Genomic DNA, 22,494 nt, shown 5'->3' on the forward strand with positions numbered 1-22,494 from the left:
GCTCAGCGGCCCTGCTCGTACCGGCGCAGCTGTTCCAGGTCGATCATGCTGGTGTCGAAGAGGCTGGTCTCGTCCAGCGCTCCCCCGTCCTGCTGACCGTCCGCCCGGGGCTGGGGCTGCTGGGGCTGCTGCCAGCCGTAGTCCGGCTGGGCCGTCGGCTGGGGCGGGTAGCCGCTCGGGTCGTAGCCCCCCTGCTGCTGGTACGCGGCGTAGGGATCGGGCTGCTGCTGGTAGCCGTAGGCGTCCTGGACGCCGTGCTGGAGCGGCTGCTGCGGCTGCTCCTGGTAGCCGTACGCCACCTGCGCGTAGCTCGGCTCGCCCTGCGGCTGCGCGGGGTACTGCGGCGGCTGCTGCACCGGCTGGGGCGCCTGCCGCGGTTCGGGGGTGGCGAGCTCGGCGAGGCCGGCCAGGTAGTCGGCGTCGCTGGTGTGCCCCTGGCCGCCCGCGGCGTCCTGGGCGGCGATGTGCGCGCCGAGGTCGTCGGTGGCGACCCGGCCGTGCAGCTTCTGGCGGCCCCGGCCGACCGCCTCCAGGGTCTTCGCGAGGACGGCCTCGAAGGCGCCGAACTTGGCGTCCACGTACGCGTCGGCCCGCTGCTTCAGGGTCTCCGGGTCGGCGCTGCGTTCGGGGGCCTCGGTGAAGTCGGGGTCCTCGTAGCCCCGCTCGTCCAGGCCGTGGCCCCGGCCGAGGAGCTTCTCGCGGCCCCGGTCCACGGAACCGATGGTCTTGGTGAGGACGACCTCGAAGTTGGCGAGCTTGCTGTCGACGTAGTCGTCGGCCTCGGCCCGGACCTCCTCGGCCTCGCGGCGGGCCTCGGACAGGATCCGGTCGGCCTCGCTCTGCGACTGCCGGGCGACCTCGGTCCCGGAGATCAGCGAAGCGCGCTCGGTGCGGGCGGACTCGATGATCCGCTCGGCCTCCTGCCGGGCCTGCACGGCGAGCTGCTCATGGCCGCCGAGCAGCTCCTGCGCCTGGGCGAGGGAGCCGGGCAGGGCCTGGCGCACCTCTTCGAGCATGGCGAGCAGCTCGGCGCGGTTGACCACGCACGAGGCCGACATGGGCATGGATCGGGCGCTCCCGACCGCTTCGACGATCTCGTCGAGCTTCTTCTGCACGTCCACCGTGTGCTCGCCACTCTCTGCTGCTCTGTTGAAGCTGCTGCTCCGTTGGAGACGGACGGGACGACTGTAAGGCCAGTCGGCCGCCGCCCGACACCTGGTGACGGGCCGTCAGCGGCTCAGCGCTCGCCCAGCCGCTTCACCAGTGCCTCGTGGACGGTCGGCGGCAGCAGGTGGGAGACGTCGCCGCCCCAGGTCGCCACCTCCTTGACCAGCGAGGACGACAGGAAGCTGTACGTCGGGTTGGTCGGCACGAAAAGCGTCTCGACGCCGGAGAGGCCGTTGTTCATCTGGGCCATCTGCAGCTCGTAGTCGAAGTCGCTGACGGCCCGCAGGCCCTTCACGATCGCCGGGATCTCCCGCTGCTTGCAGAAGTCGACCAGCAGGCCGTGGAAGGACTCCACCTCGACGTTGCCGAAGTCGGCGGTGACCTCGCGGATCAGCTCGATCCGCTCGTCCACGGTGAACAGCCCCTTCTTGGACTGGTTGATCATCACCGCCACGTGCACCACGTCGTACAGCTTCGAGGCTCGGCCAATGATGTCGAGATGTCCGTTGGTGATGGGGTCGAAGGACCCCGGACAGACGGCGCGGCGCACTGTGATTCCCTCGCTCTCCGGTCCGGTCATCGTGCGTCTTCGCACGTAGCGGCGGCGCGACCGTACCAAAGCGTCCCCTCGCCGTAGCGACGGGACCGCAGTGGCTCGAATCCGGCGGGCCAGCCGAATTCTCCGCCCCGGGTGCTGCGTTCCACGGTGACGAGCACATCGTCGGCGAGCCACCCCTGGGCACGGAGTGTGAGCAGGATCTCGCGAAGATCGTCGTCGGTGACGGCGTACGGCGGGTCCAGGAAGAGGATGTCGTACGGGTCGGCGGGCGCCGGTCCTGTCACGATCTGCTCGGCTTTGCCGGTACGGACCTCGGCGCCGGGGAGACCGAGGGTGCGGACGTTGTCGCGGACGGTGCGGACCGCCTTCGGGTCGGCCTCGACGAGCAGGGCGTGGACCGCGCCGCGGGAGAGCGCTTCGAGGCCGACGGCGCCGGATCCGGCGTAGAGATCGGCGACCCTGGCCCCGTCCAGGGTGCCGAGCAGCGCTTCCCAGGTGGAGAAGAGGCCCTCGCGCGCACGGTCGGAGGTGGGGCGGGTGCCGGTGCCGGGCGGGACGGCCAGGCGGCGTCCGCCGGCCGAGCCGGCGATCACGCGGGTCATGGGTGTCGGGTCCTCGGGGTCGGGGGCGTACGGCGCGCGCGGCCGTCGGCGGTCGGTACGCGCGCTGTGCGCGTGCCGTACGCCCACGATATGGCGTGCGGACCGCACCGGCCCGTCCGGCTCTCCTCTGCCCGCCCGGCCCGTCCGGCTCTCTACCGTGCCCGCACCGGCCCGTCCGGGTCTCCCCCCTGCCCGCCCGGCCCGTCCGACGCTCCCCCGCGTCCTCACCCCTTGTCGAGGTACTCCTCGCGGTCCTTGTCCAGCAGGGCGGCCAGCACCGTGCGCAGCTCCGGCAGGTGCTCCAGCTCCGGGTCGGCGGCGACGATCGCGACGGCCTCCTCGCGGGCGGCGGCGATCACCTCCTCGTCGTCGATGACGGTGAGCATCCGCAGCGAGGAGCGCACCCCGGACTGGGCCTGGCCGAGCACATCGCCCTCGCGGCGCTGCTCCAGGTCGATCCGGGAGAGCTCGAAGCCGTCGAGGGTCGCGGCGACGGCGGAGAGCCGGGCGCGGGCGGGGCTCGCCTCGTGGGCCTCGCTGACGAGCAGGCAGAGCCCCGGGGCGGAGCCGCGGCCGACGCGGCCGCGCAGCTGGTGGAGCTGGGAGACGCCGAACCGGTCGGCGTCCATGATCACCATGGCGGTGGCGTTGGGGACGTTGACGCCGACCTCGATGACGGTGGTGGCGACGAGGACGTGGACGTCCCCGGCGGCGAACCGGCGCATGACGTCGTCCTTCTCGTCGGGGTGCATGCGGCCGTGCAGCACCTCGACGCCCAGCCCGGCCAGCGCGCCCTTGCGCAGCTCGTCGGCGATCTCCAGGACGGCGAGCGGCGGGCGCTTGTCCGGATCCTCCTCGGCGGCCTTCTTCTTGGCCCTGCCCTTCTCCTCCTCCGCGTCGTCGCCGATGCGGGGGCAGACCACGTACGCCTGGTGGCCGTTCTCGACCTCCTCGCGGACGCGTTCCCAGGCGCGGGCGAGGAAGTGGGGCTTGTCCTTGGCGGGGACGACGTGGCTGGCGATCGGGGAGCGGCCGGCCGGGAGCTGGTCCAGGACGGAGGTCTCCAGGTCGCCGAAGACCGTCATCGCGACCGTACGGGGGATGGGGGTGGCGGTCATGACGAGGAGGTGGGGCGGCTGCTTGCCCTTCGACCGGAGGGCGTCGCGCTGTTCCACCCCGAAGCGGTGCTGTTCGTCGACGACGACCAGCCCCAGGTCGTGGAACTGCACCTTGTCCTCGATGAGGGCGTGGGTGCCGATGACGATCCCGGCCTCGCCGGTGACCAGGTCGAGCAGGGCCTGTCGCCGGGCCGCCGTGCCCATGGAGCCGGTGAGCAGCACGACCTTGGTGCCATGGTCCGATCCGCCCAGCATGCCGCCCTCGGCCAGCTCGCCCATCATCTCGGTGATCGAGCGGTGGTGCTGCTGGGCGAGGACCTCGGTGGGGGCGAGCATCGCGGCCTGGCCGCCGGCGTCGACCACGGCGAGCATGGCGCGCAGGGCCACCATCGTCTTGCCCGAGCCCACCTCTCCCTGGAGGAGCCGGTGCATCGGGTGCTCGGTGGCCAGGTCGTCGAAGATCTCCTTGCTGACCTTCTGCTGGCCCTCGGTGAGGGTGAAGGGCAGCTTGGCGTCGAAGGCGTCGAGGAGGCCGTCGGCGACGGGGCGGCGGGCGGCGGCGGGAAGTTGCGTGTCGGCGTACCGGCGGCGGGCCAGGGCGACCTGGAGGACGAACGCCTCGTCCCACTTGAGGCGGGCCCTGGCGTCCTCGATGTCCGCCTTCGTCTGCGGGCGGTGCGCCTTCAGCAGCGCCTCGGGCAGCGAGGTGAACCCCCGGCCCTCGCGCAGGGAGGCGGGCAGCGGGTCCACCGCGTCCCGGGCGCTCGGCAGGACGGCGTCCACGGCCTTGGCGATCCGCCAGGAGTCGAGCTGCTTGCACGCGGGGTAGATCGGCAGCAGCCGTCCGGCGAAGGCGTCCACGGCCTCGGTGGCCTCGTCGGCGTCGGAGGCGTCGAGCAGTTGGTACGTGGGGTGGGCCAGCTGCATCTTGCGGTTGAAGACGGAGACCTTGCCCGCGAACATCGCCTGCCGGCCCGGGAGCAGCTCCTTGTGCGGCTTGTGGACGCCGTGGCCGAAGAAGACCAGCTGGAGGCGGCCGCTGCCGTCGGTGAGGGTGACCTCCAGGCGTTTGCCCCGGCCGTTGTTGAACATCAGGATCCGGGCGTCGGCGACCTGGGCGACGACCGTGACGTGCTCGTCCAGCGGGAGGTCGGCCAGCGCGGTCAGCCTGCCGCGCTCCTCGTACCGCCGCGGGTAGTGGTGGAGCAGATCACCGACCGTGTGCAGGTCGAGGTGTTCGGCCATCACCTTCGCGGTGGCTCCGCCGAGCAGCTTCTTGAGGGGTTCATCGAACGAGGACACGCGATCCATTGCACACCACGGCACTGACAGCTGTCCGGCGGGCGCGGCGGCGGGTCCGCTACTCGACGCCGATCAGCAGCGGTGCGCGCTGGTGGCCGCCCCGGTAGACGACGGTGTCCACGGCGAGGTGGCCCTCGCGCACGTGCTCCTCCAGCGCGTCGGCCAGCGCGTCGGGGACATCCTCGCCGAGGACGAGGGTGACCAGCTCGCCGCCCGCCGCCAGCATCCGGTCGAGGACGGTGCGGGCGGTGGCGGGGACGTCGGCGCCGATCACGGCCACGTCGCCGTCGATCAGGCCGAGGATGTCCCCGGCCTGGCAGATGCCGGCCATGGTCCACGACTGGCGCTCCGCGACGGCCAGTTCCGCGTAGCGGGTGGCTCCGGCGGCGGCGGTCATGGCGACCACGTCCTCGTCGAAGCCCCGGTCGGGCTCGTGGACGGCGAGGGCGGCGATGCCCTGGACGGCGGCGCGGGTGGGGACGAGGGCGACCCGGACCCCCTCGCTCCTGGCCTGTTCGGCGGCTGCGGCGGCGGTGTGGCGCAGGGCCGCGTCGTTGGGGAGCAGGACCACCTCGCGGGCGTGGGCGCGGCGGATGGCGTCGACCAGTTCGCCGCTGGCGGGGGGTTCGCCGGGGCGGGCGATCACGGTGGTGGCGCCGGCCTCGGTGCAGAGCCCGGCGAGGCCGTCGCCGGGGACCACGACGACGACGGCGCGTTGGGCGGGTTCGGCCTGGACGCGGAGGTCGTGGCCGCTCTCGGTGGCGAAGTGGGTGATCCGGATCCGGTACGGCCGGCCTGCCTCGACGCCCGCCTCCACGGCCGCCCCGGCGTCGTCGACGTGGACGTGGACGTGCCAGAGCCCGTCGCCGCCCACCACGACCAGGGAGTCGCCGAGGGCGTCGAGCCGGGTGCGCAGCAGGGCCACCTGCTCGTCACCGGCCTCCAGGAGGTAGATCACCTCGAACGCGGGGCCGGTGCCCCCGTCCTCGGGGCAGTCCGGCGGCCCCGCCCCCGCGGGTCCCAAGGTGACGTCCCCCTCCACCGGGGTGCCGCCGACCGGCAGGCCCACCACGGAGCCGCCGTCCACCGGCGCAGGCGTCTTCCCGGGCCCGGTGCGGGGGCTCCGCGCCGGAGCCTGCCCGGTCACGGTCTCCACCAGGGCGCCCAGGACCGCGACCAGCCCCCGTCCCCCCGCGTCGACCACGCCCGCCCGGCCGAGGACGGCGAGCTGCTCGGGCGTCTTCGCGAGGGCCGCGAGTGCGCCGGTGTGGGCGGCGTGCACGACGGCGCACAGGTCTGCGCTGCCGTCCGCCGAGGCCTCGACCTCGGCGGCGGACTCGGCGGCGGCGGTGGCGACGGTGAGCACGGTGCCCTCGACGGGGTGGGCGACGGCCCGGCGGGCGGCGTCGGCGGCGCGGGCGAGGGCGAGGCTCAGGTGAGCCGCGTCACCGCCGTCGACCAGCACCCCGGCCATGCCGCGCAGCAGCTGGGCCAGGATGGTGCCGGAGTTCCCGCGGGCGCCGATCAGGGCGCCGTGCGCCATGGCGCGTACGGCGTCGGCGGTGCCGGGCGCGGTGGCGCCGGTCTCGTGCGCGGCGAAGACGGCTTCGACGGCCGCGGCGGCGGACTCGACGGTCAGGTAGAGGTTGGTGCCGGTGTCCCCGTCGGCGATGGGATAGACGTTGATCGCGTCGATCTCCGCGCGCTCCCGGCCCAGGGCCTCCAGGGCCAGTGAGCACCACGTGCGCACCGCGACGGCGTTCAGATCGTCGGGGAGCTGCGGCACCGATGGTCCTCCTCGATCGGCCGTGGTGGCGGACTGCACCGCAGGTTAGCCCGCCTGCCGGGGTTCCGGGCCGGACAGGGGGCGGGCGGGGCGGGGGCCGACCCGTGGTAGTTTCGTATCTCCGAAGCAGGCGTTGTATGCTGCTCCGGTTGCCCGATGAAAGTCGGGCCATTCCTCCGGTACCGCCACTTCAGTCAAATGATTCCGGCGCGCCGGATTTCACTGTAAGTGCATCTGAAGTCTTTGGAGTGACCCGTGGCTGCCAACTGCGACGTTTGCGGCAAGGGGCCGAGCTTCGGCAACAGCATTTCGCACTCGCACCGCCGTACGTCCCGTCGCTGGAATCCCAACATCCAGCGCGTGCGTGCCGTGGTCGGTCGGACGCCGAAGCGGCTCAACGTCTGCACCTCGTGCATCAAGGCCGGCAAGGTCGCGCGCTGACGTCCCCGTCGTAGCGCAGCCTGCCGGTTGCCCAAAAAGCCGGTCCACCTCGGTGGACCGGCTTTTTGCTGTGCTCAGGTGGCGGTCTGCCCCGAAGAGGGTCGGGTCAGCCAGCCGTGGTCGACCGGACCGATGCCGCCGCCGAGCGGGAAGCCGGCCTCGATCGCGCCGGTGACGTACGTCTTCGCGTCCCGTACCGCCGTGGGCACGTCCTTCCCGAGGGCGAGACCGGAGGCGATGGCCGAGGCCAGGGTGCAGCCGGTGCCATGGGTGTGGCGGTTGTCGTGCCGGGGTGCGCGCAGCCGGTGTTCCGCGCTCCCGTCGGTCAGCAGGTCCACCGCCTCGCCGGGCAGGTGGCCGCCCTTGATCACGACCCAGCGCGGCCCGAAGGCGAGGATCTCCTCGGCGGCCCGGCGCATCCCGCTCTCGTCGGTGACCGTGACCCCGGTGAGCTGGGCGACCTCGTCGAGGTTGGGCGTGGCGACGGTGGCGACGGGCAGCAGTTTCGTCCGTACGGAGTCGAGGGCCTCGGCGGCGAGCAGCGCGTCGCCGTGCTTGGAGACGCCGACCGGGTCGACGACGACCGGGGCGTCGGTTCCGGCGAGGAGTTCGGCGACGGTCTCGACGAGGGCGGCGGAGGCGAGCATCCCGGTCTTCACGGCCTGGACGCCGATGTCGTCGACGACGCTGCGGTACTGGGCGCGTACGGCGTCCACCGGAAGCTCCCACGTGCCCTGGACGCCGAGGGAGTTCTGTGCGGTGACGGCGGTGAGCACGCTCATGCCGTGCACGCCGAGCGCGAGCATCGTCTTCAGGTCGGCCTGGATCCCCGCACCGCCGCCGGAGTCTGATCCGGCGACGGTGAGCACACGGGGCGGTACAGCGGTACGTATGGGCATACGCAGCAATCTAGTGGTCAGCCGCGCGGGTGGGTGTCCTCGATGGAGCCGAAGTGGTCCCAGCCGCCCTTGCTGGTCCAGGGGGCTCCGTCGACGGTGACCTGGGGCAGGGCGGAGGGGTTGAGGACCTCGCCGATCACCTTCCAGCGGGCGGGCAGTTTCACGTCCGGCGGGAAGGTCGCCACGATCGCGTGGTCCTCTCCCCCGGTCAGCACCCACTGGAGCGGGTCGACGCCGACGGCCTGGCCGATGTCGGACATCTGCGAGGGGATGTCGATGAGGCCGGAGCGCAGGTCGATGCGGCACTTGCTGGCCTCCGCGATGTGCCCGAGGTCCGCGACGAGGCCGTCGCTGACGTCGGTCATGGCGGTGGCGCCGAGCCCGGCGGCGGCGGGGCCCGCGTGGTACGGCGGTTCGGGGCGGCGGTGGGCCTCGACGAAGGCGCGGGGCGAGCGGAAGCCGCGGGAGAGCACCGCGTATCCGGCGGCGGACCAGCCGAGCCAGCCGGTGACCGCGACGACGTCGCCGGGGCGGGCGCCGGACCGGGTGACCGGTTCGTGGTTGCGCAGGTCGCCGAGGGCGGTGATCGCGACGGTGATCGTGTCGCCGCCGACCACATCGCCGCCGACCACGGCGGCGCCCGCCACCTGGCACTCGTCGCGCAGCCCGTCCATCAGCTCCGCGGCCCAGGTGACGGGGAGGTCGGCGGGGACGACGAGGCCGAGGAGCAGCGCGGTGGGCACGGCGCCCATGGCCGCGATGTCGGCGAGGTTCTGGGCGGCGGCCTTGCGGCCGACGTCGTACGCCGTCGACCAGTCGCGCCGGAAGTGCCGGCCTTCCAGCAGGATGTCCGTACTGGCCACGACCCTGCGGTCGGGGGCGGCCACGACCGCGGCGTCGTCGCCGGGCCCCAGCCGTACCGCCGGAGTGGTGGTGAGCCGGGACGTGAGCTCTCTGATGAGCCCGAACTCCCCCAACTCGCCCACGGTTCCCTTCACCGAGTCTCACCTCTCCTTTATCGCCCCGGACACCCGTCCGGGCCCCCGGTCGCGAGCCGTCTGTGCTGTCGGTACCGTCAAGACATACGTCAACTTCTGCGCCCTGTACGCCACGCTCGGGACGTCATCCGGCCCGTAGGTCTCCCCGTGGCCCGCGGCAACGCGATAACGTGGCGTCCCTTTCCCCCACATGATCCTCGTGGCCGCCCTGGAGGTTCCGTGGTACAGGCGTACATCCTCATCCAGACCGAAGTGGGCAAGGCGTCGATCGTCGCCGACACCATTTCCAAGATTCCGGGAGTGATCCAGGCAGAGGACGTCACCGGTCCGTACGACGTGATCGTGCGGGCCCAAGCGGACACGGTCGACGAGCTCGGCCGCATGGTGGTCGCCAAGGTGCAGCAGGTGGACGGCATCACACGGACCCTGACCTGCCCGGTCGTCCACCTCTGACCCCCGTCTAGGCTGGGCCGGTGACGTCATCCGCCCGCCGTTCCCCCCGCTCGATGTTCCTCGGTCCGTCCGCCGTCCTGCTCGTGCTGGCCGCGGCGGGCTGCTCCCTCAGCGACGCGCAGCCCTCGATCACGGTTCCCACGCCGTCCTCGGAGGCCGCAGCGTACTGCGGAGCCCTGCACGAGGCACTGCCGGAGACCGTCCTCGAACTGGAACGCAGCGACCCCTCGCCGGATTCGGAGCTGACCGCCGGCTGGGGGGACGGGGCGATCGTACTGCGCTGCGGGGTCCCCCGGCCCGCCAAGATGGACGACCCCCAGTCGCAGGGCGTCGAGGCGGACGGAGTGCAGTGGATGCTGGAGGAGCCCGAGGACTCCGGTCCGCGGTTCACCACCACGTACCGCAAGGCGTACGTCGAGGTCACGCTGGACTCGACGTACGCCCACGACATCACGCCGCTGGCCTCGTTCGCCGGCCCGGTCTCGAAGACGGTACCGAGCAAGTTCTGAGGGCCGGCCGCCGGCTTCGTCAGCGCAGTCCGGTGGAGCGGCTCAACGCGGCCTGGATCAGCCGGTCGACCAGCTCCGGGTAGTCGACGCCGCTCTCCTGCCACATGCGCGGGTACATGGAGATCGGGGTGAAGCCCGGCAGGGTGTTGATCTCGTTGATGACGAAGGTGCCGTCCTCCGTGAGGAAGAAGTCGGCGCGCACCAGTCCCTCGCAGGAGACCGCGTCGAAGGCCGCGACGGCGAGGCGCCGCACCTCGGCGGTCTGCTCCTCGGTGAGCGGTGCGGGCACGAGCCCGGCGGCCGAGTCGATGTACTTGGCCTCGAAGTCGTAGAAGTCGTGCGAGGTGACCGGCGGGATCTCGGCGGGCACGCTGGCGCGCGGGCCGTCCTCGAACTCCAGCACGCCGCACTCGATCTCCCGGCCGCGCAGCAGCGACTCGACGAGGAACTTCGGGTCGTGGCGGCGGGCCTCCTCGATCGCCGCGTCGAGTCCTTCGACGGAGTCGACCTTGGTGATGCCCATCGAGGAGCCGCCCCGGGCGGGCTTGATGAACAGCGGCCAGCCGTGCTCGCCGGCGAAGTCCACGATCCGCTCGCGGGCGGCGGCGGGGTCGTTGTCCCACTCGCGGGGGCGGACGACCTCGTAGGGCCCGACCGGCAGCCCGAAGGAGAGGAAGACGCGCTTCATGTACTCCTTGTCCTGGCCGACGGCGGAGGCGAGGACACCCGCGCCGACGTAGGGCACCCCGGAGAGTTCGAGGAGCCCCTGGAGGGTGCCGTCCTCCCCGTACGGACCGTGCAGGACGGGGAAGACGACGTCGACCTCGCCCAGCGCCTTGGGCACCGAGCCCGGCTCGGTGTAGACGACCTCGCGGCTGCCCGGATCGACGGAGAGCACCACGCTGCCCTCGGCGGACTCGGTGAGCCGGTCCACGTCGGGGACCTTGCGGTCGGTGATGGCCATGCGTTCGGGCTCGTCGGCGGTGAGGGCCCAGCGGCCGTCCGTCGTGATGCCGATCGGCAGGACGTCGTACGTGGTCCGGTCGATGGCCCTCATGACGGCGCCGGCCGTGACGACCGAGATGCCGTGTTCGGAGCTGCGGCCGCCGAACACGACAGCCACGCGGGGCTTGCGGCGCGGCGCCTGCGGGCTCTCGGCGCGCTCAGGGCTCTGGGGGAGGTTCTCGCTGCTCATATCGCGATGAGCGTACCTGCTGGTAAGGGGTACGTCAGCGTCGCTCGGGCTTGGCGCTCCGCGACATCAGCTCCTTGACGGCGACGACCGGGGACTTGCCCTCGTGGACGATGGAGACGACGGTCTCGGTGATGGGCATGTCGACCCCGTGCCGGCGGGCCAGGTCGAGGACCGATTCGCAGGACTTGACGCCTTCGGCGGTCTGCTTGGTGACGGCGATCGTCTCCTGGAGGGTCATGCCGCGGCCGAGGTTGGTGCCGAAGGTGTGGTTGCGCGAGAGCGGCGAGGAGCAGGTGGCCACCAGGTCGCCCAGGCCCGCGAGTCCGGAGAACGTCAACGGGTCCGCGCCCATGGCCAGACCCAGTCGGGTGGTCTCGGCGAGGCCCCGGGTGATGAGGGAGCCCTTGGTGTTGTCGCCGAGGCCCATGCCGTCCGCGATGCCGACGGCGAGGCCGATGACGTTCTTGACGGCGCCGCCGAGCTCGCAGCCGACCACGTCGGTGTTGGTGTACGGCCGGAAGTACGAGGTGTGGCAGGCGGCCTGGAGGCGCTGGGCGACGGACTCGTCGGCGCAGGCGACGACGGCCGCGGCCGGGCGTCGCTCGGCGATCTCCTTGGCGAGGTTGGGTCCCGACACGACGGCGATGCGGTCTGCGGGGACCTTGGCGACGTCGGCGATCACCTCGCTCATCAGCTCGGCGGTGCCCAGCTCGACGCCCTTCATCAGGGAGACCAGGACGGTGTCCGGCTCCAGGTGCGGGGCCCAGTCGGCGAGGTTGGCCCGCAGCGTCTGGGAGGGCACGACGAGGAACGCGAAATCCGCGCCCCGCAGGGCCTCGGCGGCGTCGGTGGTGGCACGGACGGAGTCGGGGAGCGCGATGCCCGGGAGGTAGTCCGGGTTGGTGTGCGTGGTGTTGATGGCCTCGGCGACCTCGGCGCGTCGGCCCCAGAGGGTGACCTCGCAGCCGGCGTCGGCGAGGATCACGGCGAAGGCCGTACCCCATGAGCCGGTTCCGAAGACGGCCGCTTTTACGGGGTGCGTCACGTGGGTCCCTTTCCCTGAGCCCTGCGCCGTTGCTCAGCACGGGCTTTGCGGTGATCGTAGAGCTCGGCGGGCGCCTTCTCGCCGCGCAGGTCCTCCAGCTCGCGGGTGACCGCCGCCATGATGACCTCGGTCACCTCGCGGAGCACCTCGGGGGTCGGCTCCAGAGCGTGGAAGCGGCTGAGGTCGACGGGCGGTCCCGCCTGCACCTGGAGTGTCTTGCGGGGGAACAGCCGGAACTTGTTCTCCTTGGCGTACGGCGGCATCGCGAGGTTGGCGCCCCACTGGGCGACGGGGATGACGGGCGCCTTGGTCATCAGGGCGACCCGGGCGGCCCCGGTCTTGCCGGCCATCGGCCACATGTCGGGGTCCCGGGTGAGGGTGCCCTCGGGGTAGAAGGCGACGCACTCGCCGCGCTCGATGGCGTCCACGGCGGCCCGGAAGGCGTCCAGGGCGTTGGTGGTCTCGCGGTAGACGGGGATCTGGCCGGTGCCGCGCAGCATCATCCCGACGAACGGGGTGCGGAAGAGGGCTGCCTTCGCCAGGAGCCGCGGCACCCGCCCGGTGTTGTACTGGAAGTGGCCGTAGGAGAGCGGGTCCAGATAGGAGTTGTGGTTGACCGCGGTGATGAATCCGCCGTCGGCCGGAATGTGTTCCATCCCCCGCCAGTCGCGCTTGAACAGAACCACCAATGGCGGCTTGGCGATGACCGCCGCCAGGCGGTACCAGAAGCCGATTCTGCGGCGGGACACTCGGACACCTTCCTTAGGAATTTCGACCTGCAGCCTGGCTACTGACGGTCAAGTCTCGCCCCAGGCCCCTGCTCTGTCGAGAACACCGTACGCCTCACGTTCGGGAGCGGACCTCCAGGTTGTCGTACCGGCAGGCGAGAATAGGCGCTGACGCGTACGGAGGGGGAGATCGCCACGAACACCGATCCGGCCGGGCCCTGGTCCCTGGTCGTTCCGCTGAAGCCGCTCGCACGGGCCAAGAGCCGCCTGGGGCGGGCGGCGGGCGAGGATGCTCGGCCCCGGCTGGCCCTGGCGTTCGCCCAGGACACGGTGGCCGCGGCGCTGGCCTGCCCTCCGGTGCGGGATGTGGTGGTCGTCACGGACGACGCCGTGGCCGCGGCGGCTCTTTCCGCGCTCGGGGCGCGGGTCGTGCCGGACGCTCCGGGGGCCGGGCTCAACGCCGCGCTCGCGTACGGCGCGCGCTCCGTGCGGGCCTTGCGGCCCGCCGCCGCGGTGGCCGCGCTCAACGCCGATCTGCCGGCACTGCGCACCGCCGAATTGGCGCGGGTGCTCGATTTTGCCTCCGCTTTTCCCAGCGCTTTTCTCCGGGACGCGGCGGGAATCGGAACCACATTTCTGGCCGCGGCGGGCGGTGCGGAATTCCGTCCGGCTTTCGGTGGTCCGTCCGGGGCCCGGCACCTGGCGTCCGGTGCGGTGGAAATAGCGCTGTCCGGCGTGGACTCGGTGCGCCGGGACGTGGACACGGGAGAGGACCTGCGGGTGGCCCTGGCCCTGGGGGTGGGGGCGCACACGGCGCGGATCGCGGCAGCGGCCGCCTTGTCCTGCGACCGATAGGCTGCCGCCCATGCAGGCGACCTCGTACACGTACGACCCCGAGACCCGCGGCGGCAGCGTGCTGCTGGACGACGGCACCCCCGTGGACTTCGACGCCCCGGCCTTCGACGCGGGCGGTCTGCTGCTGCTGCGTCCGGGTCAGCGGGTGCGGATCGAGGGTGAGGGTTCGGGAGCGGACCTGCGGATCACCCTGGTGACGTTGCAGACGTTCTAGTGGCGGTCCGCTGGGCCGAACGGGGCCCGGAAAGCCCGCGGGCCGGGCTCCCCCGGAGGGGAGCCCGGCCCGGCGCGTTGTGACGATCGAGCGAGTGCCCGGTCTCACTTCTTGCGTGCGGTGGCCTTCTTGGCCGTGGTCTTGCGCGCCGTGGTCTTCTTCGCGGGCGCCTTCTTCGCCGTGGTCTTCTTGGCGGGCGCGGTCTTGCTGGCGACGGTCTTCTTGGCGGCCGTCGCGGTCTTCTTGGCCGGGGTCGCCTTCTTCGCGGCCGCGGACGCCTTCTTCGCCGTCGCGGTCGTCTTCTTCGCGGTGACCTTCTTGGCCGCGGCGGTGGTCTTCTTCGCCGGAGTCGCCTTCTTGGCGGTGGTCTTCTTCGCGGTGGCCTTCTTGGCGGCCGACTTCTTGGCGGCGGCGGCCTTCACCGTCGTACGGGCGGCGGAGGATCCGCCCGAGAGGCTGCCCTTGGGGGCCTTCTTGACGGCCACGTCGTTCTTGGGGAGCTTCTTCGAGCCGCTCACCAGGTCCTTGAACCCCTGGCCCGCGCGGAAGCGGGGCACCGAGGTCTTCTTGACCCGGACGCGCTCACCCGTCTGCGGGTTGCGGGCGTACCGGGCGGGACGGTCGACCTTCTCGAACGAGCCGAAGCCGGTGACCGAGACACGGTCCCCGGCGACAACCGCACGGACGATCGCGTCGAGCACCGCGTCGACGGCGTCCGCGGCCTGCTGACGGCCGCCGACCTTGTCGGCAATCGCTTCTACGAGCTGCGCCTTGTTCACGTCTTCCCCTTCGGAGACATTGCCAGAACGAAAGTGTTCAAGCTTTTTCGCACGTTAGGCAGATATATACCGCAAATCAAACACGAAACGGGCTAATCACCCTAGTGCCGCAACGAAGTCGACCGATGCGCAGTTCCACGTGTCAGTCACCTTCGGGGAATCGGCCCTCATCGAGGTCCTTCATCATCCGGTCCAGACGCCTTGCCGCGTCCGGGAGATCGTGCTTCGCCGCGGCCGTGACGACCAGCAGCTTCCGGGTCAGCGCCATCCGTACGCTCTCCGGGACTTGCAGTGCACGCACCTTCGCGTGCGCTTCCTTCAATCGGTCGGCGACGTGGCCATAGAGCTTGAGTTGGCTGTCGCGTTCCATGCACCGATTGTGCCATCTGGGGCGAGTTGTCGCCCGACGGGGTCTCAACAAGCGACTGCGCCCCCTGCCGGGAGGCAGGGGGCGCAGTCCTGGAAAAGCGCTGCTCAGGCCGCAATGGTACGCGGCTTGAAGGCGGGCCTGGCCGCCTCGTACGCGGCGATGTCCGCTTCGTTCTGAAGGGTGAGGCTGATGTCGTCGAGCCCGTTGAGCAGGCGCCAGCGGGCGTTCTCGTCGAGCTCGAAGTCGGCGGTGATGCCCTCGGCCCGGACCTGGCGCGCCTCCAGGTCGACCGTCACCTCGGCGGTCGGGTCGGCCTCCGACAGCTCCCAGAGCGCGTCGACGACGCTCTGCTCCAGGACCACGGTGAGCAGCCCGTTCTTCAGCGAGTTGCCGCGGAAGATGTCGGCGAAGCGGGAGGAGATCACGGCCTTGAAGCCGTAGTTCTGGAGGGCCCAGACCGCGTGTTCGCGGGAGGAGCCGGTACCGAAGTCGGGGCCGGCGACCAGGACCGAGGCGCCCTGGCGCTCGGGGCGGTTGAGGACGAAGTTCTCGTCCTTGCGCCAGGCTTCGAAGAGGCCGTCCTCGAACCCGTCGCGGGTGACCTTCTTCAGCCAGTGGGCGGGGATGATCTGGTCCGTGTCGACGTTGCTGCGGCGCAGCGGAACGGCTCGGCCGGTGTGCGTGGTGAAGGCTTCCATGGCTATCGGACTCCGGCGGGGGTACGGGTGTCGGACAGGTCGGCGGGCGAGGCCAGATGGCCCAGCACGGCGGTGGCGGCGGCGACCTGGGGCGAGACCAGATGGGTGCGGCCGCCCTTGCCCTGCCGGCCCTCGAAGTTGCGGTTCGAGGTGGAGGCGGAGCGCTCGCCGGGGGCCAGCTGGTCGGGGTTCATGCCCAGGCACATCGAGCAACCCGCGTGCCGCCATTCGGCGCCGGCCTCGGTGAAGACCTTGTCCAGGCCCTCGGCGACGGCCTGGAGCGCCACCCGGACGGAGCCGGGGACGATCAGCATCCGTACGCCGTCGGCGACTTTGCGGCCGTCCAGGACGGCGGCCGCGTTGCGCAGGTCCTCGATGCGGCCGTTGGTGCACGAACCTACGAAGACGGTGTCGACGTTGATGTCGCGCAGCGCCTGTCCGGCGGTCAACCCCATGTACTCCAGGGCCTTTTCGGCAGCGAAGCGCTCCGAGGCGTCCTCGTACGAAGCCGGGTCGGGGACGTTGGCCGACAGGGGGGCGCCCTGGCCGGGGTTGGTGCCCCAGGTGACGAACGGGGCCAGTTCGGCGGCGTCGATGACGACCTCGGCGTCGAACACGGCGTCGTCGTCGGAGCGCAAGGTCTTCCAGTACGCGACGGCGGCGTCCCAGTCCTCGCCCCGGGGGGCGTGGTCGCGGCCCTCCAGGTAGTCGAAGGTGGTGGCGTCCGGGGCGATCATGCCCGCGCGGGCGCCGGCCTCGATCGACATGTTGCAGATGGTCATCCGGGCCTCCATCGAGAGCTTCTCGATGGCGGAGCCGCGGTATTCGAGGATGTAGCCCTGGCCGCCGCCGGTGCCGATCCGGGCGATGATCGCCAGGATCAGGTCCTTCGCGGTGACCTCGTCGGGCAGTTCGCCCTCGACCGTGATGGCCATGGTCTTCGGACGGGCCAGCGGCAGCGTCTGGGTGGCGAGGACGTGCTCCACCTGGCTGGTGCCGATGCCGAACGCCAGCGCGCCGAACGCGCCGTGCGTGGAGGTGTGGGAGTCGCCGCAGACCACGGTGGTGCCGGGCTGGGTCAGCCCCAGCTGCGGGCCGACCACGTGCACCACGCCCTGCTCGACGTCGCCCAGCGGGTGCAGCCGGACGCCGAAGTCCGCGCAGTTCTTGCGCAGGGTCTCCAGCTGGGCGCGGGAGACCGGGTCGGCGATCGGCTTGTCGATGTCGAGGGTCGGGGTGTTGTGGTCCTCGGTGGCGATGGTGAGGTCGAGGCGTCGTACCGGGCGTCCGGCCTGGCGCAGCCCGTCGAAGGCCTGCGGGCTGGTCACCTCGTGCAGCAGGTGCAGATCGATGAAGAGAAGGTCGGGCTCGCCCTCCGCGCGCCGGACGACATGGTCGTCCCAGACCTTCTCCGCGAGTGTCCTACCCATCGCTTTCCCTCCGGCCGGCGTCTTCGCCGGCCCAACTAGAGATTCGGTGTGCCTCCGTCCGGACCCCCGTGCGGGGCGGTGGCTACGAGCCGTTGTGCGGCCGCCCCCACAGGTTCGCAACTTCCGCCGGAAATTGAACTTGCGTTTCACAGAGTGAGACGGGAGTATCGTCGTATGGACAACTCTAGCGGCGTCGGCGTTCTCGACAAGGCAGCTCTGGTATTGAGCGCCCTGGAGTCCGGTCCGGCCACCCTCGCCGGGCTGGTCGCGGCGACCGGGCTCGCACGGCCCACGGCCCACCGACTGGCCGTGGCACTGGAACACCACCGGATGGTGGCGAGGGACATGCAGGGCCGGTTCATTCTCGGCCCCCGGCTGTCGGAACTGGCAGCCGCGGCGGGCGAGGACCGCCTGCTGGCCACGGCCGGACCGGTGCTCACCCACCTGCGCGACATCACCGGCGAGAGCGCGCAGCTCTACCGCCGGCAGGGCGACATGCGCATCTGCGTGGCGGCGGCGGAGCGGCTGTCGGGGCTCCGGGACACGGTGCCGGTCGGCTCGACCCTCACGATGAAGGCGGGTTCCTCCGCCCAGATCCTGATGGCCTGGGAGGAGCCGGAGCGCCTGCACCGGGGGCTCCAGGGCGCCAGGTTCACGGCGACGGCGCTCTCCGGCGTACGGCGGCGGGGCTGGGCCCAGTCGATCGGCGAGCGGGAGCCGGGGGTCGCCTCGGTCTCGGCGCCGGTGCGCGGTCCGTCGAACCGGGTGGTCGCCGCGGTCTCGGTCTCCGGGCCGATCGAGCGGCTGACCCGTCACCCGGGCCGGATGCACGCCCAGGCGGTCATCGACTCGGCGGCGCGGCTGAGCGAGGCCCTGCGCCGCACGGGCTGACGCCGCACACCACTCTTCCCCCTGACCGGACTTCCCGAAGGCCGCCCCAGCGTCGTGGCGGCCCTTTTCCTTTCCCCGGTGGGCGCCAACCACGGTGCCGGACGGGCGACTTGGCGCGGGGCGGCCGGCCCCGGAGAAGCGCGAAGGCCCTCCGCCGAAGCGAAGGGCCTTCCCGTACTGCTCTGTTGTACCCCCGACCGGATTCGAACCGGCGCTACTGCCGTGAGAGGGCAGCGTGCTAGGCCGCTACACAACGGGGGCGCGTTTACTGCTGACTTGCGCTGGGCTACCAGGACTCGAACCTAGAATGACGGTACCAGAAACCGTAGTGTTGCCAATTACACCATAGCCCATGGTGTGACAAGTACCCCCGACCGGATTCGAACCGGCGCTACTGCCGTGAGAGGGCAGCGTGCTAGGCCGCTACACAACGGGGGCCCTAGCGATCCTGCATCGAGAGCGATGGGTGCGACCCATGATGTTCTCGCGGGAAGGATCTGTACCCCCGACCGGATTCGAACCGGCGCTACTGCCGTGAGAGGGCAGCGTGCTAGGCCGCTACACAACGGGGGCTTGTCCTGCTGATCGTGCTCGTACTGCTTGGTCTTGCGCTGGGCTACCAGGACTCGAACCTAGAATGACGGTACCAGAAACCGTAGTGTTGCCAATTACACCATAGCCCACTGAAATGCAACCCCTGGTGGGGGCTTCATCTCTGTCTGCGCTTCCCGGCCGGATCTTTCGGCCCGCTCGGGCGGCGCAGAAAGAACATTACCCGAAGGTGTCCGGCGCTCCAAAACGGGTATCCCCCGCCAACAGGCCGGGGAGCTGGTCGAGCCCGGTGATCGTCACGAGGTCCGGCCTCCCGCCCCGGCCCCGCCGGTCGAGCCAGATGCCGGTCAGCCCGGCGGCGACGGCGCCCGCGGCGTCGACGTCGGGCTCGTTGCCCACGTACGCCACCTCGTGCGGCTCCAGCGCGAGCGTCTCGCAGGCCGCGTGGAAGGCGCCCGCCTCCGGCTTGGAGATGCCGAGTTCCACGGCGCAGACCATCGACTCGAACCGGTCGCGGACGCCGAGCGCGGTGAGCTTGTGGTGCTGGTGGTCGGTGTTGGCGTTGGACAGGATCCCGTGCCGGTAGTCGTGGGCCAGCAGGTCGAGTACGGGCAGGACGTCCGGGAAGAGTGCCCAGGCGGCCTCGTAGTGGGCGGCGTGACGCCCGAACCACGCCTCGGCCTCGGCGTCCTCCAGATCGCGGGAGAGGAACTCGCGCACCCGGTCCCGCCGCTGCCCGCGGAAGTCGGTCTCGCCGGCGATCATGCGGGTCCAGTGGCGGACGCTCAGCGCCTTCCAGGCGTCGAGGGCCACGTCCACCGAGGCGTACGCCTCGGGCAGCCCCTCGCGCTCCAGGTGCCGGCGCATGCCGACGCGGTCGGCGTTCGCGTAGTCGAAGATCGTGTCGTCGATGTCCCAGAGCACGGCGCGGATCGGCATGGAGCTCACGGTAGCCGCGCGGTGGCGCCCGGGGAGGCGGAAAGCCGAGGAGGGCCGCGGCCGGTCGGTCGCGGCCCTCCTCGGGGGGCGTCGTGTCGTCTACGCGGTCAGCTTGGCCAGCGCCGCGTCCACGCGGGCCAGGCTCCTGTCCCGGCCCAGGATCTCCAGGGACTCGAAGAGCGGCAGGCCCACCGTGCGGCCGGTGACGGCGACGCGGACCGGGGCCTGCGCCTTGCCGAGCTTGAGGCCGTGGGCCTCACCGGCGGTGAGGACGGCGTTCTTCAGCGACTCCGGGTCGCTCCAGTCGGCCGCCTCCAGGTTGGCGCGGGCGGTGGTGAGCAGGGCCACCGGGTCGCCCTTCATCGCCTTGGTCCAGGACGCCTCGTCCTCCACCGGCTCGTCGAGGAAGAGGAAGTCGACGTTGTCGGTGATGTCGGAGAGCACCGTGACCCGGGTCTGGGCGTACGGGGCGATCCGGGTCCACTTCTCCGCGTCGAAGGCCTCGGGGGCCCAGGGCGCGAAGGGGGCCTTCAGCCAGGGGCCGCAGGCCTCGGTGAAGGTCTTCACGTCGAGCATGCGGATGTGCTCGGCGTTGATGTGCTCGCACTTCTTGAGGTCGAAGCGGGCCGGGTTGGCGTTGACGTCCTTGATGTCGAACGCGGCGACCAGCTCGTCCATCGAGAAGATGTCGCGGTCCTCGGCGATCGACCAGCCGAGCAGCGAGAGGTAGTTCAGCAGGCCCTCGGGGAGGAAACCGCGCTCCCGGTAGAGGTTGAGGGAGGCCTGCGGGTCGCGCTTGGAGAGCTTCTTGTTGCCCTCGCCCATGACGTACGGCAGGTGGCCGAAGGCCGGGGTGTCCTTGGCGATGCCCAGCTCGATGAGCGCCCGGTACAGGGCGATCTGGCGCGGGGTGGAGGAGAGCAGGTCCTCGCCGCGCAGGACGTGGGTGATCTCCATCAGGGCGTCGTCGACCGGGTTGACCAACGTGTAGAGCGGGGCCCCGTTGGCACGGACGATGCCGTAGTCGGGGACGTTCTCCGGCTGGACGGTGATCTCGCCGCGGACCAGGTCGGTGAAGGTGATGGCCTCGTCGGGCATCCGGAAGCGGACGATCGAGGTGCGGCCCTCGGCCTCGTACGCGGCCTTCTGCTCGGCGGTGAGGTCGCGGCAGTGGCCGTCGTAGCCGGACGGCTTCCCGGCGGCGCGGGCGGCGTCGCGGCGGGTGTCCAGCTCCTCGGTGGTGCAGTAGCAGGGGTAGGCGTACCCGGCGGCGAGGAGCTTCTCGGCGACGTCCTTGTACAGGTCCATCCGCTGCGACTGGCGGTAGGGGGCGTGCGGGCCGCCGATCTCGGGGCCCTCGTCCCAGTCCAGGCCGAGCCAGCGCATCGAGTCGAGCAGCTGCTGGTAGGACTCCTCGGAGTCGCGCGCGGCGTCGGTGTCCTCGATCCGGAAGACCAGGGTGCCCTGGTGGTGCCGGGCGAAGGCCCAGTTGAACAGGGCCGTGCGGACCAGGCCCACGTGGGGGTTGCCGGTCGGGGAGGGACAGAAACGGACGCGATGGGGCCTCCCCTGGTCGAGCGAAGCCGAGAGCTTGGGGAAAGGTGCGTTAGCCACGCTTGATCACCTTGTTGGTGAGAGTGCCGATGCCTTCGATGGTGACGGCGACCTCGTCGCCGACGTGCAGGGGGCCGACCCCCGCGGGGGTGCCCGTGAGGATCACATCGCCCGGGAGCAGCGTCATGGCCTCCGTGATGTGGACGACCAGGTCCTCGATGGAGCGGACCATGTCGCTCGTGCGGCCGAGCTGGCGCTGCTCGCCGTTGACCGTCGCCTGGATGGTGAGGTCGTGGGGGTCCACGTCGGTCTCCACCCAGGGGCCCAGCGGGCAGGAGGTGTCGAAGCCCTTGGCGCGGGCCCACTGCTTCTCCCGCTGCTGCACGTCGCGGGCGGTGACGTCGTTGGCGCAGGTGTAGCCGAGGATGACGTCCCCGACCCGCTCACGGGGGACCTCGCGGCACATGCGGCCGATGACCACGGCCAGCTCGGCCTCGTGGTGCAGCTCGTTGGAGAAGGAGGGGTACTCGATCGCGTCGCCGGAGCCGATCACCGAGGTGGTGGGCTTGAAGAAGGTGATCGGCGCGTCGGGGACCTCGTGGCCGAGTTCGGCGGCGTGCTCCGCGTAGTTGCGGCCGATGGCCACGACCTTGTTCGGGAGCACGGGGGGCAGCAGCCGGACCTTGTTCAGCGGGACCTTGGTGCCCGAGAGCTCGAAGTCGGCGTACGGAATGCCCTTGATGATGTCGAGGACGAGGTCACCGGATTCCACGGTGCCCTGTCCCTCGACGGCGCCGAAGGCGACATTGCCGTCGATGGAGAACCTGGCGATGCGCACGGGATGCTGTCGCCCCTCACTTGCTGGCTGACTGAAGACTGACGCTCCAGGCTAACGCCGATGAGGGGCTCCGCCTCGCCGATCGCGGAGCGGCTAGCGGGCCGCCGCGACCGGGGCTTCCATGAGGATGGTGCGGCGCGGGTTGGCGGTGACGTTGGGCAGCTCGGCGGCGTGCTCCGGCAGGAACGGCGTCTGCAGGGCTTCGGCGTCCTTGAGGTGCGCCAGCGTGGTGCGCCGGGGGTTGGCAATGTTGCGGACCATCGTCGTCGTCTTCATCTGTCGTCAGGACCCTGTCGGTGAGGGCGTCGCTCGTCGCGTCGCCGGCTTGTCGGATACGCCATCCCTGTAAAGCGTCAGGCTAAACATCCGATTCCCCACCGAAGCCGGGATGAGGCGACGATCATCATGTGAGTTTGCTCACGAACTTATAGACAATTGGCCCAATCCAGACAGTTGACCATGGTCCAGAAAACGGACAATGCACCACTGAATCCACCATTCCGCTCCTGATCATCGCGTCTGGGACACGCTCCACCCCCAGACGAGTCCTCCGCAATAGTCCGCTTTACCCA

The 22,494-nt window shown here is 71.0% G+C and carries 24 protein-coding genes and 5 tRNA genes; 6 read left to right on the forward strand and 23 right to left on the reverse strand.

Annotation, left to right across the window (positions count from 1 at the left end):
- Nucleotides 1-2: 2 nt before the first annotated feature.
- The 5 genes from DTB53_RS04780 to DTB53_RS04800 all read right to left on the reverse strand — a co-directional run bounded on the left by DTB53_RS04780 (nt 3) and on the right by DTB53_RS04800 (nt 6,534).
- Entirely contained in the window at nt 3-1,121 is a 1,119-nt protein-coding gene (locus DTB53_RS04780) for a F0F1 ATP synthase subunit B (protein ID WP_012378859.1), read from the reverse strand.
- Between the two features lie 116 nt (nt 1,122-1,237).
- Entirely contained in the window at nt 1,238-1,717 is a 480-nt protein-coding gene (coaD, locus tag DTB53_RS04785; RefSeq protein ID WP_007448181.1) for a pantetheine-phosphate adenylyltransferase, read from the reverse strand.
- A gap of 26 nt (nt 1,718-1,743) precedes the next feature.
- On the reverse strand, nt 1,744-2,328 hold the full coding sequence (rsmD, locus tag DTB53_RS04790) for a 16S rRNA (guanine(966)-N(2))-methyltransferase RsmD (RefSeq protein ID WP_012378860.1): 585 nt from the start codon (nt 2,326-2,328) through the stop codon (nt 1,744-1,746).
- A 224-nt stretch (nt 2,329-2,552) separates the two neighbouring features.
- Entirely contained in the window at nt 2,553-4,757 is a 2,205-nt protein-coding gene (gene recG / locus DTB53_RS04795; protein WP_012378861.1) for an ATP-dependent DNA helicase RecG, read from the reverse strand.
- A gap of 49 nt (nt 4,758-4,806) precedes the next feature.
- The gene (locus DTB53_RS04800) at nt 4,807-6,534 is read right to left on the reverse strand and encodes a DAK2 domain-containing protein (protein WP_012378862.1); all 1,728 of its coding nucleotides are present in this window, start codon (nt 6,532-6,534) and stop codon (nt 4,807-4,809) included.
- Between the two features lie 255 nt (nt 6,535-6,789).
- Between DTB53_RS04800 and rpmB the strand changes: the two genes are divergently transcribed.
- On the forward strand, nt 6,790-6,975 hold the full coding sequence (gene rpmB / locus DTB53_RS04805; protein ID WP_003965989.1) for a 50S ribosomal protein L28: 186 nt from the start codon (nt 6,790-6,792) through the stop codon (nt 6,973-6,975).
- 74 nt (nt 6,976-7,049) lie between these two features.
- On the opposite strand, the gene thiD is transcribed toward rpmB, so the two are convergent.
- Nucleotides 7,050-7,874: a bifunctional hydroxymethylpyrimidine kinase/phosphomethylpyrimidine kinase gene (gene thiD, locus DTB53_RS04810; protein WP_042496000.1), complete on the reverse strand. Its 825-nt coding sequence runs from the start codon at nt 7,872-7,874 to the stop codon at nt 7,050-7,052.
- A gap of 17 nt (nt 7,875-7,891) precedes the next feature.
- Complete coding sequence (locus DTB53_RS04815; RefSeq protein WP_003965991.1) at nt 7,892-8,872, reverse strand: thiamine-phosphate kinase; 981 nt, start codon at nt 8,870-8,872, stop codon at nt 7,892-7,894.
- 219 nt (nt 8,873-9,091) lie between these two features.
- Here DTB53_RS04815 and DTB53_RS04820 point away from each other — a divergent pair, with 219 nt between their 5' ends.
- A complete protein-coding gene (locus tag DTB53_RS04820; RefSeq protein WP_003965992.1) occupies nt 9,092-9,325 on the forward strand; it encodes an Lrp/AsnC ligand binding domain-containing protein in 234 nt (77 codons plus the stop codon).
- 53 nt (nt 9,326-9,378) lie between these two features.
- Nucleotides 9,379-9,834 (forward strand): DUF3515 domain-containing protein, encoded by a 456-nt coding sequence (locus tag DTB53_RS04825; RefSeq protein WP_003965993.1) that lies wholly within the window; start codon nt 9,379-9,381, stop codon nt 9,832-9,834.
- 19 nt (nt 9,835-9,853) lie between these two features.
- On the opposite strand, the gene DTB53_RS04830 is transcribed toward DTB53_RS04825, so the two are convergent.
- Genes DTB53_RS04830 through DTB53_RS04840 form a run of 3 tightly spaced genes read right to left on the reverse strand, consistent with a single transcriptional unit; the run spans nt 9,854 to nt 12,823 of the window.
- Nucleotides 9,854-11,029, reverse strand: a complete 1,176-nt coding sequence (locus DTB53_RS04830) for a D-alanine--D-alanine ligase family protein (RefSeq protein WP_003965994.1) — start codon at nt 11,027-11,029, stop codon at nt 9,854-9,856.
- A 34-nt stretch (nt 11,030-11,063) separates the two neighbouring features.
- Complete coding sequence (locus tag DTB53_RS04835) at nt 11,064-12,074, reverse strand: NAD(P)H-dependent glycerol-3-phosphate dehydrogenase (RefSeq protein ID WP_012378865.1); 1,011 nt, start codon at nt 12,072-12,074, stop codon at nt 11,064-11,066.
- On the reverse strand, nt 12,071-12,823 hold the full coding sequence (locus tag DTB53_RS04840) for a lysophospholipid acyltransferase family protein (RefSeq protein ID WP_012378866.1): 753 nt from the start codon (nt 12,821-12,823) through the stop codon (nt 12,071-12,073). Before DTB53_RS04840 ends, DTB53_RS04835 begins: the two co-directional genes overlap by 4 nt.
- Before the next feature lie 147 nt (nt 12,824-12,970).
- Here DTB53_RS04840 and cofC point away from each other — a divergent pair, with 147 nt between their 5' ends.
- Both cofC and DTB53_RS36780 read left to right on the forward strand, forming a co-directional pair.
- Nucleotides 12,971-13,657, forward strand: a complete 687-nt coding sequence (cofC, locus tag DTB53_RS04845) for a 2-phospho-L-lactate guanylyltransferase (protein ID WP_003965997.1) — start codon at nt 12,971-12,973, stop codon at nt 13,655-13,657.
- 10 nt (nt 13,658-13,667) lie between these two features.
- Nucleotides 13,668-13,871 carry a hypothetical protein gene (locus tag DTB53_RS36780; protein WP_003965998.1) on the forward strand — a complete coding sequence of 68 codons (204 nt, stop codon included), beginning with the start codon at nt 13,668-13,670 and terminating at the stop codon, nt 13,869-13,871.
- A 104-nt stretch (nt 13,872-13,975) separates the two neighbouring features.
- Here the strand turns inward: DTB53_RS36780 and DTB53_RS04850 are convergent, their stop codons facing one another.
- The 4 genes from DTB53_RS04850 to leuC all read right to left on the reverse strand — a co-directional run bounded on the left by DTB53_RS04850 (nt 13,976) and on the right by leuC (nt 17,148).
- A complete protein-coding gene (locus tag DTB53_RS04850) occupies nt 13,976-14,650 on the reverse strand; it encodes an HU family DNA-binding protein (RefSeq protein ID WP_003965999.1) in 675 nt (224 codons plus the stop codon).
- A 142-nt stretch (nt 14,651-14,792) separates the two neighbouring features.
- Nucleotides 14,793-15,020, reverse strand: a complete 228-nt coding sequence (locus tag DTB53_RS04855) for an SCO5555 family protein (RefSeq protein ID WP_003966000.1) — start codon at nt 15,018-15,020, stop codon at nt 14,793-14,795.
- Between the two features lie 104 nt (nt 15,021-15,124).
- On the reverse strand, nt 15,125-15,718 hold the full coding sequence (gene leuD, locus DTB53_RS04860) for a 3-isopropylmalate dehydratase small subunit (RefSeq protein ID WP_003966001.1): 594 nt from the start codon (nt 15,716-15,718) through the stop codon (nt 15,125-15,127).
- 2 nt (nt 15,719-15,720) lie between these two features.
- Complete coding sequence (leuC, locus tag DTB53_RS04865; protein WP_003966002.1) at nt 15,721-17,148, reverse strand: 3-isopropylmalate dehydratase large subunit; 1,428 nt, start codon at nt 17,146-17,148, stop codon at nt 15,721-15,723.
- A gap of 174 nt (nt 17,149-17,322) precedes the next feature.
- Between leuC and ndgR the strand changes: the two genes are divergently transcribed.
- Nucleotides 17,323-18,039 carry an IclR family transcriptional regulator NdgR gene (gene ndgR, locus DTB53_RS04870; protein WP_003966003.1) on the forward strand — a complete coding sequence of 239 codons (717 nt, stop codon included), beginning with the start codon at nt 17,323-17,325 and terminating at the stop codon, nt 18,037-18,039.
- A gap of 188 nt (nt 18,040-18,227) precedes the next feature.
- Here ndgR and DTB53_RS04875 read toward each other — a convergent pair.
- From DTB53_RS04875 to DTB53_RS04915, 9 genes are all read right to left on the reverse strand, one after another.
- A tRNA-Glu gene (locus tag DTB53_RS04875) sits at nt 18,228-18,300 on the reverse strand.
- A 20-nt stretch (nt 18,301-18,320) separates the two neighbouring features.
- Nucleotides 18,321-18,392 (reverse strand) — tRNA-Gln (locus DTB53_RS04880).
- A 12-nt stretch (nt 18,393-18,404) separates the two neighbouring features.
- Nucleotides 18,405-18,477: transfer RNA gene (locus DTB53_RS04885), tRNA-Glu, on the reverse strand.
- Nucleotides 18,478-18,539: 62 nt separating this feature from the next.
- Nucleotides 18,540-18,612: transfer RNA gene (locus DTB53_RS04890), tRNA-Glu, on the reverse strand.
- Between the two features lie 38 nt (nt 18,613-18,650).
- Nucleotides 18,651-18,722, reverse strand: a tRNA-Gln gene (locus DTB53_RS04895).
- A gap of 88 nt (nt 18,723-18,810) precedes the next feature.
- On the reverse strand, nt 18,811-19,530 hold the full coding sequence (locus tag DTB53_RS04900; RefSeq protein WP_012378868.1) for an HAD family hydrolase: 720 nt from the start codon (nt 19,528-19,530) through the stop codon (nt 18,811-18,813).
- Between the two features lie 99 nt (nt 19,531-19,629).
- Entirely contained in the window at nt 19,630-21,144 is a 1,515-nt protein-coding gene (gltX, locus tag DTB53_RS04905; protein ID WP_012378869.1) for a glutamate--tRNA ligase, read from the reverse strand.
- Entirely contained in the window at nt 21,137-21,922 is a 786-nt protein-coding gene (locus tag DTB53_RS04910; protein WP_003966006.1) for a fumarylacetoacetate hydrolase family protein, read from the reverse strand. Before DTB53_RS04910 ends, gltX begins: the two co-directional genes overlap by 8 nt.
- Before the next feature lie 93 nt (nt 21,923-22,015).
- A complete protein-coding gene (locus tag DTB53_RS04915) occupies nt 22,016-22,198 on the reverse strand; it encodes a hypothetical protein (RefSeq protein ID WP_003966007.1) in 183 nt (60 codons plus the stop codon).
- Nucleotides 22,199-22,494 lie beyond the last annotated feature (296 nt).

This window comes from Streptomyces griseus (assembly GCF_900460065.1).
In the GTDB taxonomy this organism is placed as follows: domain Bacteria; phylum Actinomycetota; class Actinomycetes; order Streptomycetales; family Streptomycetaceae; genus Streptomyces; species Streptomyces griseus.

Coding starts and splice junctions, on each gene's coding strand:
- leuC (WP_003966002.1), bottom strand. CDS start 17,148: ATGGGTAGGACACTCGCGGAGAAGGTCTGGGACGACCATGTCGTCCGG.
- DTB53_RS04855 (WP_003966000.1), bottom strand. CDS start 15,020: ATGGAACGCGACAGCCAACTCAAGCTCTATGGCCACGTCGCCGACCGA.
- DTB53_RS04915 (WP_003966007.1), bottom strand. CDS start 22,198: ATGAAGACGACGACGATGGTCCGCAACATTGCCAACCCCCGGCGCACC.
- recG (WP_012378861.1), bottom strand. CDS start 4,757: ATGGATCGCGTGTCCTCGTTCGATGAACCCCTCAAGAAGCTGCTCGGC.
- rsmD (WP_012378860.1), bottom strand. CDS start 2,328: ATGACCCGCGTGATCGCCGGCTCGGCCGGCGGACGCCGCCTGGCCGTC.
- leuD (WP_003966001.1), bottom strand. CDS start 15,718: ATGGAAGCCTTCACCACGCACACCGGCCGAGCCGTTCCGCTGCGCCGC.
- DTB53_RS04900 (WP_012378868.1), bottom strand. CDS start 19,530: ATGCCGATCCGCGCCGTGCTCTGGGACATCGACGACACGATCTTCGAC.
- DTB53_RS04825 (WP_003965993.1), top strand. CDS start 9,379: ATGTTCCTCGGTCCGTCCGCCGTCCTGCTCGTGCTGGCCGCGGCGGGC.
- DTB53_RS04830 (WP_003965994.1), bottom strand. CDS start 11,029: ATGAGCAGCGAGAACCTCCCCCAGAGCCCTGAGCGCGCCGAGAGCCCG.
- thiD (WP_042496000.1), bottom strand. CDS start 7,874: ATGCCCATACGTACCGCTGTACCGCCCCGTGTGCTCACCGTCGCCGGA.
- DTB53_RS36780 (WP_003965998.1), top strand. CDS start 13,668: ATGCAGGCGACCTCGTACACGTACGACCCCGAGACCCGCGGCGGCAGC.
- ndgR (WP_003966003.1), top strand. CDS start 17,323: ATGGACAACTCTAGCGGCGTCGGCGTTCTCGACAAGGCAGCTCTGGTA.